This is a genomic window from Calothrix sp. PCC 7507 (assembly GCF_000316575.1).
Taxonomy (GTDB): domain Bacteria; phylum Cyanobacteriota; class Cyanobacteriia; order Cyanobacteriales; family Nostocaceae; genus Fortiea.
The window spans coordinates 5,168,971-5,185,811 of the sequence record NC_019682.1 but is presented as its reverse complement, the minus strand read 5'-3'; the positions used below and the strand labels follow the sequence as shown (position 1 = coordinate 5,185,811).

Below are 16,841 nucleotides of genomic sequence, written 5' to 3'. Positions count from 1 at the left end.
TCGAAGACATAAAAAACAGTTCGGAGTCAAATATGAGAACTAGTAAGCCCAGAAATAGCCCTTTTTTATCAAACAAAAAACTGGAACAAAAATAAAAAAAATCTCTAAGGATAGTATTACTGTTGAGACGACTTGACAAATTAACCACTACACAAATATCACCCTGGATACAACAAGCTACAATCCAGGCTAAACGAGGAAGAGTTCCCGATCGCATCCCGCAATTAGCTGTGGCTAATCCTTGTTGGTTTGCGGTTCACATTTGTGGTGAATCAGGAAAAGCTATCAGCCTTGGGGATAGGGATTTTGTGTTTCCACTAATGAGTACCATTAAGCCATTTTTGATGCTGTATCTCCTGGAACATCTGGGAGCAGACAAGGTATTGCAGTGGGTTGGGGTTGAACCATCTGAGGTATCATTTAATTCTTTAGAGCAACTAATTGCTGATGGTGGTCGCCCTCGCAATCCGATGATTAATAGCGGGGCAATTACCCTCGCTGATAAGTTACCAGGAAGTGACGCTAGTAACAGTACTCAACGGTTTTGTGAATGGCTCAATCAATTAGCAGGTTGTCAGCTAATCTTGGATGAGGTGATGTTAGCTTCGGTAAGATTGACTCGCTCGCCAGCTAATCAGGCGATCGCTCATCATCTTAACTCAACCGGGCATCTAAAAAATCTGGAAATAGCCCTTGACGCTTACGAGCAAATATGCTGTCTTTCGGGAACAGTTGCAGATTTAGCACTGTTGGGAAAACTCTTAGCTTGTGAGCATGGCATTCTAAAACCAAAAAATCGCCGGATTGTCAATGCTTTGATGTTAACCTGCGGTTTGTATGAAGCCTCTGCCCAGTTTGCTGTCAAAATTGGTCTACCGATGAAATCGGGGATTGGTGGTGGACTTTTAGCACTTGTACCAGGTGAAGGAGCGATCGCTTGTTACAGTCCCGCCTTAGATAGTATAGGTAATCCTGTAGTAGCGATCGCTTTTATCGAAGCTTTAGCTCATGATTTGCAGTTAAGTATCTTTGGTTAATCAGTAGGGTATTTTGAATTCCGCCAAGGACTGGCCGAAGAGATAAGAGAACATTTATTTATGGGGTTCTCCCCCTGCTCCCTGCTCCCTTTCTTCTTCATTGTCCTCCTGTTGGTTGTCGAGTAGGCGACAAGCTGGGAGATGGCGTAGCCGTGGGAAGAGGGCTATTTTCCGGTTGGTTTAGTTGTTCTTCAGGTTTTGGTTTTACCTCCAGCGGCGCTTCTGGTAGCGTGGGAGTTGGTGCAGTCGTGGGACGTGGGCGACGCTGGAAATATTCGCTAAATTTCCGTCTTTGTGGCTTCGGGGTCACTATTTCAGGTAATTGAGTTGCTTCGGGTGTTGGCGTTACCTCTGGTTGCGGTTCTGGCGTCAACCCAGGAGATGGTGCAACTATTTCAGGCAATTGAGTCGCTTCGGGTATTGGTATTACCTCTGGTTGTGGTTCTGGCGTCAACCCAGGAGATGGTACAACTATTTCAGGCAATTCTGGCTTTGGTTGTTCTGACTGGGTTTTGGGTCTCTCTGGAACCTCAGTTTCCGGAATTGGCGGGGTTTCTTTAACCTCCGGAGTTGCCATCGGACTGGGCGTGGGTATAGGCTCAGTAGGCTCTATCTCAACAGTGTAATTTGGATCTACGATACCACGCACCTGATCTGCACTGAGTTCTCCTCTCACAATTCTCGACAGAGTGTCTCGACCCTTGGGTTGGAAGTTAATTAATCTAACTATCGTGTTGAAAGCGTTTTTGACAGGAGCACCCTGGTTATCAAGAAATTCTAGTTTGACCCAATTTTTTCCTGGCTTGAAGCCTTTCAGGTAAACTTCTTGCCAGCGATCAAAAACGAAGCTTTCACCATTAATCGTGCAACGGATGCGCCAATTACTAATTTCGTCGTTGGGATTTTCTGTCGCAACAAGGTGCAATGGGGCGTTAGTTAAGTAAAAGTCTAGTAAAATTGGTTCCGCCCCATAGTCACCTTCAGGGCTGTTATAAGTCAGCAGTGGTAAAGCTAAATCGGGTTTATTGTCTTCTGTTTTGGCCAGAATGTGAAATGTGGTTTGAGCGTAAGCGCCCTCATTTTTAAAGCTTTCATCCCAAGGACGGGACGCGAAAACACGCAGAGTATGAGTACCTGGGGATAAGTCTGGTAAAACTAAGGGCTGATTTAGGTCATAAACAGTTTGAGAAGGTTGATTATCAAGAATTACCTCTAAGTGAGGACCAAGTCCGAGTTGTGGGTTCTTAAATATCGGTAGATCCTTAACTTGCAACCGGACTTTAACCCCATTATCTTCCAGGACTTCATCAGCTTTGGGTGTAACAATAGTCACTTGTGGCTGATAAACTTCCAAAGTTGACCGCAAGTCTTGAATTACAGACGGTGGTGAAACTTCCGAAAACTGCTTAGAAATCGGCTGCGGGTTTTCTCTATCGCCAATAGACACGTCTTGGCTAACAGCTTTTTCTCCACAACTGGTCAAACTTAAGACCAGTAAAAATGTCATAAGCCATCTAAAAAGAGCGAACCTCTTGGCGAGGAGATTCTTTAACACTGTCTTCTGCCACGAGTTCATGCCTTCCACCCAGGATAGTCTTTAACAACTGACAGATTATTTTGGCTCAAAATGTCTATAGGGAACCATAGCCTAAAAGAAGAAATCTCTACTTTGGGGCATTGGGCATTGGGGAGCCAGTTGCACAGGAAGGGTTTCCCGACTTGAGCAAACTGGCGTCATTGGGCATTTGTTATTCTCCTCATCTCCCCCTGCTCCTCCTGCTCTCCCTGCTCCCTGCTCTTTGTTATTCTCCTTATCTCCCCCTGCTCCCTGTCCCCTGCCCTCAAGCTTCTGGGCGGCTCAAAGGATATGTTTTACGAATTATGATCCTTTGTAAATAAAATGAATAATCTATTGACTTTTTGCAGATTAGTTTGCACTTAAAAGCTAGCTCAGGCAATTATTTCAGTGATTTTGAATTATTGTTAACATCTCTCCAACAATGTACAAGTTAAGACCCTATAATTCAACAGAAACAAATTTCCACATCGAGTCTTAGTCGCTGCTCTAGAATAAATTCTGGAGAACGCGATAATTGTTTACTTTGTGGTTTCATGATTCCTCATTCCTTATCTAGAGAGGAGGTCGAATGACGATTAGTCCTCCGGAGCGAGAGGCAAAAAAAGCAAGAGTGATTGTCGATAACGATCCTGTACCTACCTCATTTGAAAAATGGGCGCAACCAGGACACTTCGCCAAATCTCTAGCCAGAGGTCCCAAAACCACCGCGTGGATTTGGAACCTTCATGCTGACGCCCACGATTTTGATACACACACGAGCGATTTAGAAGAGATATCCCGCAAGATATTCGCTGCACACTTCGGTCACTTGGCCGTAGTGGCTATCTGGTTGAGCGGGGCGCTATTCCACGGCGCGAAGTTTTCCAACTATGAGGCTTGGTTAAGCGATCCTTTGAACGTAAGACCTAGTGCTCAAGTTGTTTGGCCTATTTTTGGTCAAGGCATTTTGAATGCTGATGTCGGTGGTGGATTCTACGGTATTCAAACCACTTCTGGCTTCTTCCAGATTTGGCGTGGTTGGGGTGTGACAAACTCATTCCAGCTTTACTGCACAGCCATTGGTGGTTTGGTATTAGCAGCATTGTTCTTGTTTGCTGGTTGGTTCCATTACCACAAGAAAGCTCCCAAACTGGAGTGGTTCCAGAATGTGGAGTCGATGCTGAATCATCACTTGCAAATTTTGCTAGGTCTTGGTTCTTTGGGATGGGCAGGTCACTTAATCCATGTGTCCGCACCAATTAACAAGCTATTGGATGCAGGTGTCGCCGTTAAAGATGTGCCCTTGCCCCATGAGTTCATCCTGAACAAAGACTTGTTGATTGAGCAATTCCCTGGGTTTGCTAGTGGTATAGCATCTTTCTTCACTTTGAACTGGGGTGCTTATTCAGACTTCCTCACCTTCAAAGGCGGTCTAAACCCAGTGACAGGCGGCTTGTGGTTGACAGATATTTCTCATCACCACTTGGCGATCGCTGTAATCTTCATCATTGCCGGTCATCAATACCGCACTAACTGGGGTATCGGTCACAGCATCAAAGAGATTCTGGAAAACCATAAAGGTCCTTTTACCGGTGAAGGTCACAAGGGTCTTTACGAAAACCTGACCACATCTTGGCACGCTCAACTGGCAACTAACCTTGCCTTCTTGGGTTCCTTGACCATCATCATCGCGCACCACATGTACGCGATGCCTCCCTACCCATATTTGGCAACTGACTACGCTACGCAGTTGTGCTTATTCACTCACCACATGTGGATCGGTGGCTTCCTGATCGTCGGCGGTGCTGCTCATGCTGCCATCTTCATGGTGCGGGATTACGATCCTGTTGTGAACCAAAACAACGTTCTGGATCGGGTGATTCGTCACCGGGATGCGATCATCTCTCACCTCAACTGGGTGTCTATTTTCCTCGGCTTTCATAGCTTTGGACTGTACATCCACAACGACACCATGCGTGCCTTGGGTCGTCCCCAAGACCTGTTCTCTGATACAGGGATTCAGTTGCAACCAGTCTTTGCTCAGTGGATACAAAATATCCACGCCTTGGCTCCTGGTACAACTGCACCCAATGCATTAGAGTCGGTCAGTCATGTGTTTGGCGGCGGTGTGCTGGCGGTAGGCGGTAAAGTGGCAGCAGCAGCTATTCCCCTGGGTACAGCTGACTTCCTGATTCACCACATTCACGCCTTCACCATTCACGTTACTGTCCTCATCCTGCTCAAGGGTGTGCTGTTTGCCCGCAGTTCTCGTCTGATTCCAGACAAGGCTAACTTGGGCTTCCGTTTCCCTTGCGACGGGCCAGGTCGTGGCGGCACATGTCAAGTGTCTGGTTGGGACCATGTGTTCCTCGGACTATTCTGGATGTATAACTCCATATCTATTGTGATTTTCCACTTCAGCTGGAAGATGCAATCAGATGTCTGGGGAACGGTAGACTCAGCAGGTAATGTGACTCACATCACTGGTGGTAACTTTGCCCAAAGTGCCATCACCATCAACGGCTGGTTGCGTGACTTCTTGTGGGCGCAAGCTTCACAGGTAATCAACTCCTACGGAAGTGCGCTGTCTGCTTACGGTCTCATCTTCTTGGGTGCTCACTTTGTTTGGGCATTCAGCTTGATGTTCCTGTTCAGTGGTCGCGGCTACTGGCAAGAACTCATCGAGTCCATTGTTTGGGCACATAATAAACTAAAAGTAGCACCAACAATTCAGCCTCGCGCTCTGAGCATCACTCAGGGTCGGGCGGTAGGTGTGGCTCACTACCTCCTAGGAGGGATCGCCACAACCTGGGCTTTCTTCCATGCACACATCCTTTCAGTAGGGTAGCAACCAGCAAAATTTTGGATTTTGGATTTTGCGGAAAGTCTGAGCGCCGGCTTCCGGCGATCAGAACTTTCTAAGACAGGTTTTAGATTCAATCCAAAATCAAAAATCTAAAATACGAAATTGAACTGATACCTGATGGCTAAAGGTCAGAGGAATTATCAAACCTATGGCAACAAAATTTCCCAAATTTAGCCAGGATCTCGCACAGGATCCGAGTACACGTCGGATATGGTATGCGATCGCTACAGGTAACGACTTTGAAAGCCACGATGGCATAACGGAAGAAAATCTTTACCAAAAGATTTTCGCCACTCACTTCGGTCACTTGGCAATCATCTTCCTGTGGGCATCCAGCCTCCTGTTTCACGTAGCCTGGCAAGGTAACTTTGAACAGTGGATTAAAGATCCCCTGCATGTCCGCCCCATCGCCCACGCGATTTGGGACCCCCACTTTGGTAAACCAGCGATTGAAGCTTTTACCCAAGCTGGTGCTAGTGGTCCAGTAAACATTGCTTACTCTGGTGTCTACCACTGGTGGTACACCATCGGTATGCGGACAAACACCGAACTATACACTGGTTCTGTGTTCCTGCTATTGTTCGCATCCTTGTTCTTGTTTGCTGGTTGGTTGCACTTGCAGCCCCAGTTCCGTCCCAGCTTGGCTTGGTTTAAGAGTGCTGAATCCCGCCTGAACCACCACTTGGCAGGTTTATTTGGCGTTAGCTCTCTAGCTTGGGCTGGTCACTTGATTCACGTTGCTATCCCCGAAGCTCGCGGACAGCACGTAGGTTGGGATAACTTTCTGTCTACAGCACCACACCCAGCAGGTTTAACACCCTTCTTCACAGGTAACTGGGGTGTTTACGCTCAAAACCCTGACACCGCTGGTCATGTATTTAGTACTTCCACTGGTGCAGGAACTGCGATTCTGACTTTCTTGGGTGGTTTCCATCCTCAGACAGAATCCCTGTGGTTGACCGACATCGCTCATCACCACTTGGCGATCGCCGTACTGTTCATTATTGCCGGTCACATGTACCGGACCAACTTTGGGATTGGTCACAGTCTCAAAGAAGCATTGAATGCCAAAACTTTCTTTGGCAAACCTGTTGAAGGTCCGTTCAACTTACCTCACCAAGGTATTTATGACACCTACAACAACTCTCTCCACTTCCAATTAGGTTGGCACTTAGCAGCATTGGGTGTTGTCACCTCCTGGGTGGCACAGCACATGTACTCGCTGCCATCCTATGCCTTCATTGCTAAGGACTACACCACCCAAGCAGCGCTTTACACCCACCACCAGTACATTGCAATTTTCCTGATGGTTGGTGCTTTCGCTCACGGTGCTATCTTCTTAGTACGTGACTACGACCCTGAACAAAACAAGGGCAACGTACTCGACCGGATGTTACAGCACAAAGAAGCATTGATCTCTCACCTCAGCTGGGTATCTCTCTTCTTAGGCTTTCACACCCTTGGCTTGTACGTCCACAACGACGTAGTGGTTGCTTTCGGTACTCCTGAAAAGCAAATCCTGATTGAGCCAGTATTCGCTCAATTCATTCAAGCTTCCCACGGTAAGGTACTCTACGGCTTAGACACCTTGCTGTCTAACCCCGATAGCGTCGCCTACACAGCCTACCCCAACTACGCTAACGTTTGGTTGACTGGCTGGCTGGATGCCATTAACTCTGGCACAAACTCCCTCTTCTTAACAATTGGCCCTGGCGACTTCTTGGTACACCATGCGATCGCCCTGGGTCTGCACACCACCACCTTGATCTTGGTCAAAGGTGCTTTGGATGCCCGTGGTTCTAAGCTGATGCCCGATAAAAAGGACTTCGGCTATGCCTTCCCCTGTGACGGTCCTGGCCGTGGCGGTACTTGCGACATCTCCGCGTGGGATTCCTTCTACCTCGCTCTCTTCTGGGCACTGAATACAGTTGGTTGGCTCACCTTCTACTGGCACTGGAAACACCTAGGTATTTGGCAAGGTAACGTTGCTCAGTTCAACGAAAACTCCACATACCTAATGGGCTGGTTCCGTGACTATCTCTGGGCTAACTCCGCTCAGTTGATCAATGGTTATAACCCCTACGGCGTGAATAACCTGTCTGTTTGGGCTTGGATGTTCCTATTTGGACACCTAGTTTGGGCGACTGGCTTCATGTTCTTAATCTCTTGGAGAGGTTACTGGCAAGAATTGATTGAAACCCTTGTTTGGGCACACGAGCGGACTCCACTAGCTAACCTGGTTCGCTGGAAAGACAAGCCCGTTGCTCTCTCAATTGTTCAAGCTCGTGTAGTTGGTCTAGCTCACTTCACCGTTGGCTATGTTGTCACCTACGCAGCGTTCTTGATTGCCTCCACTGCTGGTAAGTTCGGTTGATCCGGCTGCGAGTTTTGTAGGTAAGTAATAAAAATCCCCTGCTTTGCAGCAGGGGATTTTTTGTTGGGTTTTTGGGAATGGGGCCTGCGACAGACAAGGAAATAACTCCTAACTCCTTTTATCCCAGCTAAGAGCTAAAGTGAAGTTTCATAACATTTATTTGCGATATGACCCTAACAGTCGATCTGTGTGTAATGATAGGAGGTGAGAATTGATTCGGCGAAAGCGTTTGTTTTTAGCATTGATAGGCCTTTTCCTTTTGGTATTTACAGACTTCTCTCCGAAATCTAAATCTCTACACTCTTATGGTTTTGGAGACATTGCATGTCAGTTTACGTAGGCAACCTTTCTTACGAAGTTACACAAGATGCTTTGAGTGCTGTTTTCGCAGAATATGGTTCTGTGAAACGCGTTCAGCTACCTACAGACCGTGAAACAGGCCGTCTGCGCGGCTTTGCTTTCGTGGAAATGGGTTCAGAAGCTGAAGAAACAGCTGCCATCGAAGCACTTGATGGTGCTGAGTGGATGGGACGCGATCTCAAAGTTAATAAAGCCAAGCCCAAGGAAGATAGAGGTTCCTTTGGCGGTAACCGGGGAGGCGGCGGTAACTTTAATCGTAACCGTTACTAAGCTAATTAGGTTAAATCCTTTTAGTTCCCTAGTCCTAGTAATTTAATCAAATCCAGAAAGGCTCAGGTAGAAATACTTGAGTCTTTTTGCATTGGCTTTTTAGGTTCATCAAAACAGTGCTGAGTAGAACTCTGTTCATGCAAGACTTTTAGCAATCAATACTGTTTTAACCTATATGACTAAGTAAGTCGGCACAATAAAACCAAATAAGGAGCCAGAATATCACATGCTCCTGAATTCTGAATTCCTCATGTGAAAGTACTCAACAGTAAGTCTGGTAAATTTTCAGACGAGTTCATTTTACAAAATTAATTAATAGAGCAATTTTAGACTGCTTGATTTTTACAAAACTATCGTCTCCACCAGTTCATCACCTAATTACACTCATTTGTACAGCTTAAGAAAGTTAGTTTGAAGGATTTTGTATGGCAGCTATAGCTTTAAGCGTATCTACGCCACAGGTTTTTTAGCAGCCAAGATTAAAGAACATGCGCGTCTCGTGGAAGATTCCAAGGCGATCGGGTTAGTGTTCGAGAAGCTACCTTTAATCTTTTAACAAGGGTGAGGTGAGTCCCCACTATCCAGTAAACACAAATTCTGGTAACGGCTTGCGGACACGGGGAGCAAGTTCGCGATCGCGTAGTCCATCCGGAAGAGTCTGCGGATCGCCAGGATAGCCAACTGTGACGACAGTCGCAGGTTCATAGTCATCTGGGATTTGGTATAGTTCCCTGGCACTGTCTATATTAAATCCAGCTATTTGATGCCCAAATAAACCCAAAGAAGTTGCTTGCAGAATCAGGTTTTCTAATGCTAGACCAACATCGTGAAGCGCATGTCGGTTTGTTTTCCCATCGTCAGTACGGATTTTAGCAACCGCAAGTATCAGTACCGGAGCATTTTTGGCCCATCCTTGATTAAACTCAACTGAAAACTCTCTCTCTCCCTGCTTTCTGCTTCCTTGCAGTCTTAATGATAAGTCTTTCACCAGACACGATATCATAAGCACTGCATAGCGTTAAATGAAGCAGATTAACTTGTAACGGATGTTCTCAAAATGGAGCTTTAGACTATTTATACTGTTCCTGGGATTGTGGCTACTCTTGGATCTGAGTTCCCATCTAGGGGCAGAAATTTTCTGGTTTCAGGAAGTCGGCTACCTTCAAGTATTTTTGCTCAGGGAGGCAATTCGAGGGATTTTATTAGTAGCGGTGGCTGGGATAACTGCTATCTATTTATTGGGGAACCTGTTTTTAGCAGAACGTTGGCGGTATCCCCAGTCTTTGAAAATGGAGTCAGTCAGACGTGAAGAAATGAAATTGAGTAGTGAGATAAAAAACTTTCTCAGTCCTCAATATTCCAGAAGCGCTGAAACCCCCATCTCTGAAAATTTAAAACCTTTAAAATTGCGTTGGCTGCTACCCCTGGTTTTGGGGTTGAGTTTGTTTGTGGGGTTGATGCTGGCTGATTATGGTGAAATTGTTTTGTCATATTGGCATGAGGAAGTGAAACAGCCGAATCTACCGATTCCGGAACTGTTGCAACCAGAGACAATTTGGCAATTAGTGAAGCAAATTATCTCCCAAGTTTGGTATCTCAGCTTAATTGTGGGCGTAGCGATCGCTTTATTAATTTATCCGCAATTTTTGCTGGGGGCGATCGCCATTGTCTTGAGTTTCGTCTTTGGGTGGTTGCTGTCTCAACATTGGGCAAAAATCCTAAAATATTTCCACCCTACCCCTTTCAACTACTCTGAGCCGCTATTTAATCAAGATATCAGTACCTATGTCTTTGCTCTCCCCATCTGGGAATTGCTAGAACTCTGGTTAATTGGGCTATTTTTGTATGGCTTCATCGCTGTCACCCTCACCTATCTTTTATCAGCAGACAGTTTGAGTCGGGGGATTTTCCCCGGATTTTCTGCCCAACAGCAGCGCCATTTATATGGTGTAGGTGGATGTTTGATGCTAGCTGTGGCTCTAAATTATGGGTTGAGTCGTTATCAACTGCTATATTCCAACCGTGGGGTGAGTTACGGCGCTAGCTATACGGATGTGATGACACAGTTACCAGCCTATAGCGTTTTATGTGTCCTGGCAGTGGCGATCGCATCTTACCTGTTTTGGCGAACAATTTTCTGGCGCGCCCAGTCTCGACATCGCCAATGGGTGTTTTATGGATTGGGGGTTTATTTATTGCTGGCGGTATCGGCTGACTCTATCTTACCTACAGCGGTGCAATATTTAATTGTTCAACCCAATGAATTGCAACGGGAGCAACCCTACATTCAGCGTACCATTGCCTTGACTCGGCAGGCATTCGATTTAGAAGCGATCGATGCCAGAACATTCAATCCCCAAGGACAATTGACTGAAGCCGATATCAAAGCCAATGACCTGGCAATTCGCAATATTCGCCTGTGGGATCAGCGGCCACTCTTAGAAACAAACCGCCAGCTACAACAAATTCGACCATACTATCGGTTTCCTGATGCTGATATTGATCGCTACACTCTAGAAGAAAACGCGACCACAAGCCAACTGGATACAGAACGGCGGCAAGTACTGATTGCTGCTAGGGAACTGGATTATACTAACGTACCTCAAGAGGCTAAAACCTGGGTTAACCGTCATTTAATTTATACCCACGGCTACGGGTTTACCGTTAGCCCAGTGAATACAGTTGGGCCGGGTGGGCTACCGGAATATTTCGTCAAAGATATTAGCGGTGATAGTAGCGCGCTCACGACTTCTAGTGTCGCCATTCGTGACAGCATTCCCATTGGGCAACCCCGGATTTATTACGGTGAAATTACTAATAGTTATGTGATGACTGGCACGAGGGTAAGAGAACTAGACTATCCAAGTGGCAGTGATAATGTTTACAACTCCTACGATGGTCGTGGCGGCATTTGTATAGGTGCTATGTGGCAAAAGTGGCTATTTGCCATGTATTTAAAAGACTGGCAAATGGTTCTGACACGGGACTTTTTACCGGAAACCAGAGTTTTGCTGCGGCGAAATGTCATGCAACGCATTCGGGCGATCGCACCTTTTTTAAAATACGACAGTGACCCCTATTTGGTCGTTGCGAATGCCAATCCTGAGGGTACTAATCATGACTTACCAACAAATAACAATTATCTGTATTGGATTGTTGATGCTTATACAACCAGCGATCATTATCCTTACTCAGATGCAGGTAGTGATGGTATCAACTACATTCGCAACTCTGTAAAAGTAGTAATTGATGCTTATAACGGCACCGTGAACTTTTACATTGCTGATGGCGATGATCCGATAATTGCCACTTGGCAAAGCATCTTTCCCAAGCTGTTTAAACCGCTGAGTGCCATGCCTACAAAACTTCGTAGCCACATCCGCTATCCGGTAGATTTTTTCAAGATTCAATCTGAGCGGTTGATGACATATCACATGACCGATACTCAGGTATTTTATAACCGGGAAGACCAATGGCAAATCCCCAATGAGATATATGGCAGTGAAGCCCGTCCAGTGGAGCCTTATTATTTGATTACTAGCCTACCCACCGTTCCCTCTGTTGGCGCAGCCTCTCGTAGAGAAGAATTTCTACTGTTTTTGCCCTACACTCCGAAACGCCGGACTAACTTAATCGCTTGGTTGGCAGCGCGATCGGATCACGAGAACTACGGTAAGCTGGTCTTGTATACTTTTCCCAAAGAGCGCCTAGTCTACGGTACAGAGCAAATCGAGGCGCGAATTAACCAAGATCCCGTAATTTCCCAGCAAATTTCTTTGTGGAATCGCCAGGGATCTAGAGCTATTCAGGGTAATCTCTTAGTGATTCCCATTGAACAATCGCTGCTGTATGTCGAGCCAATTTACCTAGAAGCTACGCAAAATAGCCTACCAACCCTAGTTCGGGTAGTAGTGGCTTATGAAAACCGAATTGTCATGGCGCCCACTCTGGAAAAGGCATTACAAGCGATCTTTCAACCAGAAGTGACACCAGCCCCCGCTATTATCCGCCCCGTTGAAGAAGCCGTGCCCAAGATGTGATAACTCTTGACTGTTTACTGATAACTGATAACTGATAACTTGGCGACTAGAGTTAAACATCGGTTAACATAGCTAGTTGCGTCCTATCTCATCTTAGTTACCGGAAGAGGCAGGGGGCAAGGGCTTGTTCCCCCTGCCCCCAACGCGCTTTTCGGTGCGGAATATGGGTACAGAGCCTCCGTCCTTCTAAGACGCTTATACAGGGCGGAGTCTGAAGCTCTCCGTTCTGGTCTTCCCCCTTGCTCCCTGCCCCCTGCCCCTTTTCCTCTTGTTGACCGATTCCCTCTTAATTCTCCACACTTAGCCAAGCTTCTATTTTTAGGGTGTAATTTTTAACTTGCTATCATGTTAACCAGCGTTGACCGTTTATTATTTGTCCGGCGAGTCCCAATTTTTAAAGAATTGCGCGATGATTTTATTGTGCGGCTAGCCTCAGTGATGGATGAGCTTTCCTTTCCGGCGAATTACGCCATTTTTAAACAGGGGGAAGAAGGGCGATCGCTCTATATTGTGGCATCTGGTAGAGTCAAAGTTCACATTGGCGAGCAGCAACTAGCAGAAGTAGACAAGGGAAAATACTTTGGTGAGATGGCAGTTTTTGATACACAGCCTCGCTCTGCTTCAGCCACGACTTTAGAACCGTGCGAGTGTTTGGAACTCACACAAGAGCAACTTTATGATGCCATTGAAGAAACTCCGGAAATAGCAGTCAACATCATTCGTGAATTATCTCGCATTATTCGCCGACTGAATGACAATATAAATGTGTCCGCATCACGTCGTCATTAAGCAATTAGAAGGGAATAGGCAATAGGCAATGGGGAATAATGATATTACCCCACTGCAAACTCCGTCAACCGTCGCCCACTTACAGGCTGATACGCCAACACAATCTCCCTCTTCGGCACCCCCAATGCTACTAACTCATTCGCCACTCCTACCTCCGTTCCATCATGCTGAATCCAAATCTTGCCATCAATCACATCGATATGAATCGTACAACCAAACACCCGTCGCCGATTTTCCCAACCCACACTAAATAACTGATAGTGATCGCGCTCATCATCAAAAAATACAACTTCCTCAATCTCACCATAGGAAGACTTCAACCGACTATGCTCAGTCAAAATCTGCTTAATCCAAACCCGATATTTTTCTAGCTTATCCATTGCACAACCTCCGGCAAATCTGGATCAAAAATCATCTACTTCACCGCAAAGCATATTCATTGTATCGTTACTAAATCAGCCCTCTATCTTCATCCTCTTCTTTTGGCAGAGGCATTGATTTAGATAACAGAATTTTTTTTGGTAGTTCCCTGAAATAAGAATTATGGCAAGAGATGCGGTAGTCTTGCGTTTAGAAAAGGTTACAGAACAGCACGCCGAGCTTTTATACTCCTACATCAGCGATCCACATCTATATAAATATCTTGAGGAGAGTATCCCAACGCTGATTGATGTTCAGCAAAAGTTCAGCTTTGCGGCGTTAGAAAAATCACCCGACAACGATACAATGATTTGGTTGAAATGGGTGGCTATCAATGCCGACAATCAATACGTAGGTGTTGTGGAAATAGGTATTTTTAATGATCAGTATGCAGAAATTGGCTTCATGACGTTTTCTGCTTTTCAGCATCGAGGCTATGCTCCAGTTTACTGTTCTCTAGCGATCGCCCAAACTCAAAGACGCTTCAGCCTTTTAGCGCTACATGCATCAGTGAACGTATACAATCTGGCTTCCCGTAAGGTTGTTGAGAAACTTGGGTTCAAGTTGCACAAAGTAAATCACAATGCAGAGTTGATTCAGGGACAACTTACCGATGAATTAATCTACCGCCTGACTTTCTGAGTTTTTGCGATTATCAACAAAGCTTGACATATAGCGGTTCCCATTCAGATGCGGTACAAAATTATATCGCCAGCTGTAGTAGCACAGCAGTGCCGTGCCCTTACTGGTGTACTTGAACAAATAATCTTGCTTTAATTACCCAACTCCTGTTTGATGATAATAAGCCCTAATTCAGTAATACTGAAAAATTAAAAGTCAAATTCTCAAATTGCAGTAACTTGAGTAGCCTAGAACTTTGTTAAATCAAGAAAGTGATGGGTTATACACAGTGATTGTGTGAGTAAGTAAACCTGAAAAGAATTACTTGACTTATATCTAACAGTTAGTGTCTGTAGTGAAATAATTTGTTGTTCCATAGTTGTTTTGGGTAAGAATCATTATGAAGCGAGCCTTATTAGTCATTGATGTTCAGAACGAATATTTTACTGGTAAACTGCCCATAACTTATCCACCAGGAAACCTAGACAATATTTTTCAGGTGATGAATATTGCCCGTGAGCAAGGTATTCCAATTATTGTTGTCAGACATACACAACCACAAGCAGACTCCCCTATTTTCTGCAAGGGCAGCAAAGAATGGGAGTTGCATCCAGAAATTGCCAAATATCCATACGATCTTTTGATCGAGAAAAATGTCCCAGGAAGTTTTACAGGTACTGAGTTAGAAACTTGGTTGAGAAATAGGGGCATTGATACTGTAGTTATTTCTGGGTACATGACGCAAATGTGTTGTGACACAACGGCTAGACAAGCTTCTCATTTGGGCTTTTCTGTAGAGTTTCTTGCTGATGCTACAGGAACCCTCACCTTCAAAAATAATGCAGGTGTGGCTACAGATGAAGAACTTCACAGGGCTACTTTAGTTGCCCAAGATACCTTTATTAGTAAGGTAATAAATACTGCTGAATGGATTAATAGTGTGGAAAATAGCGAGCGATCGCACCTTCTATCTGCTTTTGCAAGTTAACAGTCAACAGTTAACTGATTCAAAACATTGCTGAATAAACCGCTGGGGAATCTCTACACTTGCTCCCCAGTGCAGATGAATATAAGAAGCGTGAATATTTAGGGGCATATTCCATCCTTCGTAGCCCATATTTTCCTCACAATCGTAGCGATAAGTGTCAAACAAAGGCTGATTGGGTGTTGACACTAAACTCGAACGATGGAATTCATGCCCATAGATATTTGTACCTGTTGGTAATAGTAGACTATCTTGCAAAGCTACAGCGCGGCGATACCCTAAAGTTAAACGTCCTCCCATTACAGATGATGTGGGTAACACTCCCACCATCGACCAAGATTTACCCTCAAAATCGATAATTTGCTCACATAAATACATCAATCCTCCACATTCAGCAATTGTCGGCATTCCCGCCAAAATTGCTGTTTTCACTGAATCACGGGCGCTGACATTTTCGGCTAGTTGCTGGGCAAAAACTTCGGGAAATCCACCGCCAAAATACATTCCCTGTATGCCCTCTGGTAATGCAACATCTTCTAATGGACTCCAGAACACTAATTCTGCACCCAATTGTTGCAGCAAGTCGAGATTGTCTTGGTAGTAGAAATTAAAAGCGCGATCGCGGGCGACGGCAATTTTCAGGGCAGCCCTTCGACTACGCTCAGGGCAAGGGGGCACACTTCGGCTCCTTTCGACTGCGCTACCTCGACTCCGCTCGGTACAAGTCAAGGCGAGCCGCTCAGTGTCCAGGGAGAGAGGTTGAGATTGTAACAGGGGTAATAGATGTTCCCAGTCGAAGCAGGTATCGCCTAAATCGGCGAGATGATTGATTAATGCATTGAGTTCGGGGAGTTCTGCTGTGGGGACTAAACCGAGATGGCGATCGCGGATTGTAATGTTGTCTTGTCGCCGCAGCACACCGAGAATGGGTAATTGTAGGGATTTTAGAGAATCTTTGAGTAGGGATAAATGGCGATCGCTCCCCACGCGATTGAGGACTAAACCAGCTATCTTAATTCTGGGATCAAAAGAACAATAACCATGAGCGATCGCCGCCACAGAACCAGATAAGCGACTGCAATCAATCACCAACAACACAGGCAAATCTAACAACCTGGCAATATGCGCCGTACTCGCAAAATCAGTAATAGCCGCTAAGTCCTCTTTGTCTGGTACAAATGACGAATGACGAATGACTAATGACGAAATTCCATCAAACAACCCCATCACCCCCTCAACTAGGGCATATTCACACCCTTGGGAATGACGAGCAAAACATTGCTTGACGTAACTTTCATCAGTCAGCACCGGGTCTAAATTGCGACAAGCACGACCAGTGACATAACTGTGAAACATCGGATCGATGTAGTCCGGGCCTACCTTAAAAGATTGCACCTCCATACCGCGACGGCACAAAGATGCTAAAAGGGTGAGTGTGACCGTTGTCTTACCCACCCCACTACGTTCTCCAGCGATAACTAAAGCCATAAAGAAAAAGCGCATTTACTTTCATTATCAATT

General features: G+C 45.5%; 12 protein-coding genes. 8 read left to right on the top strand and 4 right to left on the bottom strand.

Going from position 1 to position 16,841, the window contains the following annotated elements; genetic code table 11:
- The first annotated feature begins 122 nt into the window (after positions 1-122).
- The gene (locus CAL7507_RS22155) at positions 123-1,037 is read left to right on the top strand and encodes a glutaminase (protein ID WP_015130738.1); all 915 of its coding nucleotides are present in this window, start codon (positions 123-125) and stop codon (positions 1,035-1,037) included.
- Between the two features lie 97 nt (positions 1,038-1,134).
- On the opposite strand, the gene CAL7507_RS22150 is transcribed toward CAL7507_RS22155, so the two are convergent.
- Positions 1,135-2,613: a hypothetical protein gene (locus CAL7507_RS22150; protein ID WP_052331557.1), complete on the bottom strand. Its 1,479-nt coding sequence runs from the start codon at positions 2,611-2,613 to the stop codon at positions 1,135-1,137.
- 571 nt (positions 2,614-3,184) lie between these two features.
- On the opposite strand from CAL7507_RS22150, the gene psaA reads away from it, so the two are divergent.
- The 3 genes from psaA (at position 3,185) to CAL7507_RS22135 (ending at position 8,465) form a co-directional block, all read left to right on the top strand.
- Positions 3,185-5,443, top strand: coding sequence for a photosystem I core protein PsaA (gene psaA / locus CAL7507_RS22145; protein WP_015130736.1), 2,259 nt, complete (start codon positions 3,185-3,187; stop codon positions 5,441-5,443).
- A 166-nt stretch (positions 5,444-5,609) separates the two neighbouring features.
- A complete protein-coding gene (gene psaB, locus CAL7507_RS22140) occupies positions 5,610-7,835 on the top strand; it encodes a photosystem I core protein PsaB (RefSeq protein WP_015130735.1) in 2,226 nt (741 codons plus the stop codon).
- Positions 7,836-8,159: 324 nt separating this feature from the next.
- On the top strand, positions 8,160-8,465 hold the full coding sequence (locus tag CAL7507_RS22135) for an RNA-binding protein (protein ID WP_015130734.1): 306 nt from the start codon (positions 8,160-8,162) through the stop codon (positions 8,463-8,465).
- Between the two features lie 577 nt (positions 8,466-9,042).
- Here the strand turns inward: CAL7507_RS22135 and CAL7507_RS22130 are convergent.
- Positions 9,043-9,453, bottom strand: coding sequence for a nitroreductase family protein (locus CAL7507_RS22130; protein ID WP_052331556.1), 411 nt, complete (start codon positions 9,451-9,453; stop codon positions 9,043-9,045).
- Between the two features lie 58 nt (positions 9,454-9,511).
- On the opposite strand from CAL7507_RS22130, the gene CAL7507_RS22125 reads away from it, so the two are divergent.
- Together CAL7507_RS22125 and CAL7507_RS22120 are read left to right on the top strand one after the other, a co-directional pair.
- Positions 9,512-12,505 carry a UPF0182 family protein gene (locus CAL7507_RS22125; RefSeq protein ID WP_015130733.1) on the top strand — a complete coding sequence of 998 codons (2,994 nt, stop codon included), beginning with the start codon at positions 9,512-9,514 and terminating at the stop codon, positions 12,503-12,505.
- Positions 12,506-12,850: 345 nt separating this feature from the next.
- Positions 12,851-13,294, top strand: coding sequence for a cyclic nucleotide-binding domain-containing protein (locus CAL7507_RS22120; protein WP_015130732.1), 444 nt, complete (start codon positions 12,851-12,853; stop codon positions 13,292-13,294).
- Positions 13,295-13,338: 44 nt separating this feature from the next.
- On the opposite strand, the gene CAL7507_RS22115 is transcribed toward CAL7507_RS22120, so the two are convergent.
- Entirely contained in the window at positions 13,339-13,674 is a 336-nt protein-coding gene (locus CAL7507_RS22115; protein ID WP_015130731.1) for a XisI protein, read from the bottom strand.
- Between the two features lie 163 nt (positions 13,675-13,837).
- Here CAL7507_RS22115 and CAL7507_RS22110 point away from each other — a divergent pair, with 163 nt between their 5' ends.
- Together CAL7507_RS22110 and CAL7507_RS22105 are read left to right on the top strand one after the other, a co-directional pair.
- Positions 13,838-14,356: a GNAT family N-acetyltransferase gene (locus CAL7507_RS22110; protein WP_015130730.1), complete on the top strand. Its 519-nt coding sequence runs from the start codon at positions 13,838-13,840 to the stop codon at positions 14,354-14,356.
- A gap of 379 nt (positions 14,357-14,735) precedes the next feature.
- A complete protein-coding gene (locus tag CAL7507_RS22105) occupies positions 14,736-15,323 on the top strand; it encodes a cysteine hydrolase family protein (protein ID WP_015130729.1) in 588 nt (195 codons plus the stop codon).
- A gap of 3 nt (positions 15,324-15,326) precedes the next feature.
- On the opposite strand, the gene CAL7507_RS22100 is transcribed toward CAL7507_RS22105, so the two are convergent.
- Positions 15,327-16,808, bottom strand: a complete 1,482-nt coding sequence (locus tag CAL7507_RS22100) for a cobyrinate a,c-diamide synthase (RefSeq protein WP_015130728.1) — start codon at positions 16,806-16,808, stop codon at positions 15,327-15,329.
- Between the last annotated feature and the right edge of the window lie 33 nt (positions 16,809-16,841).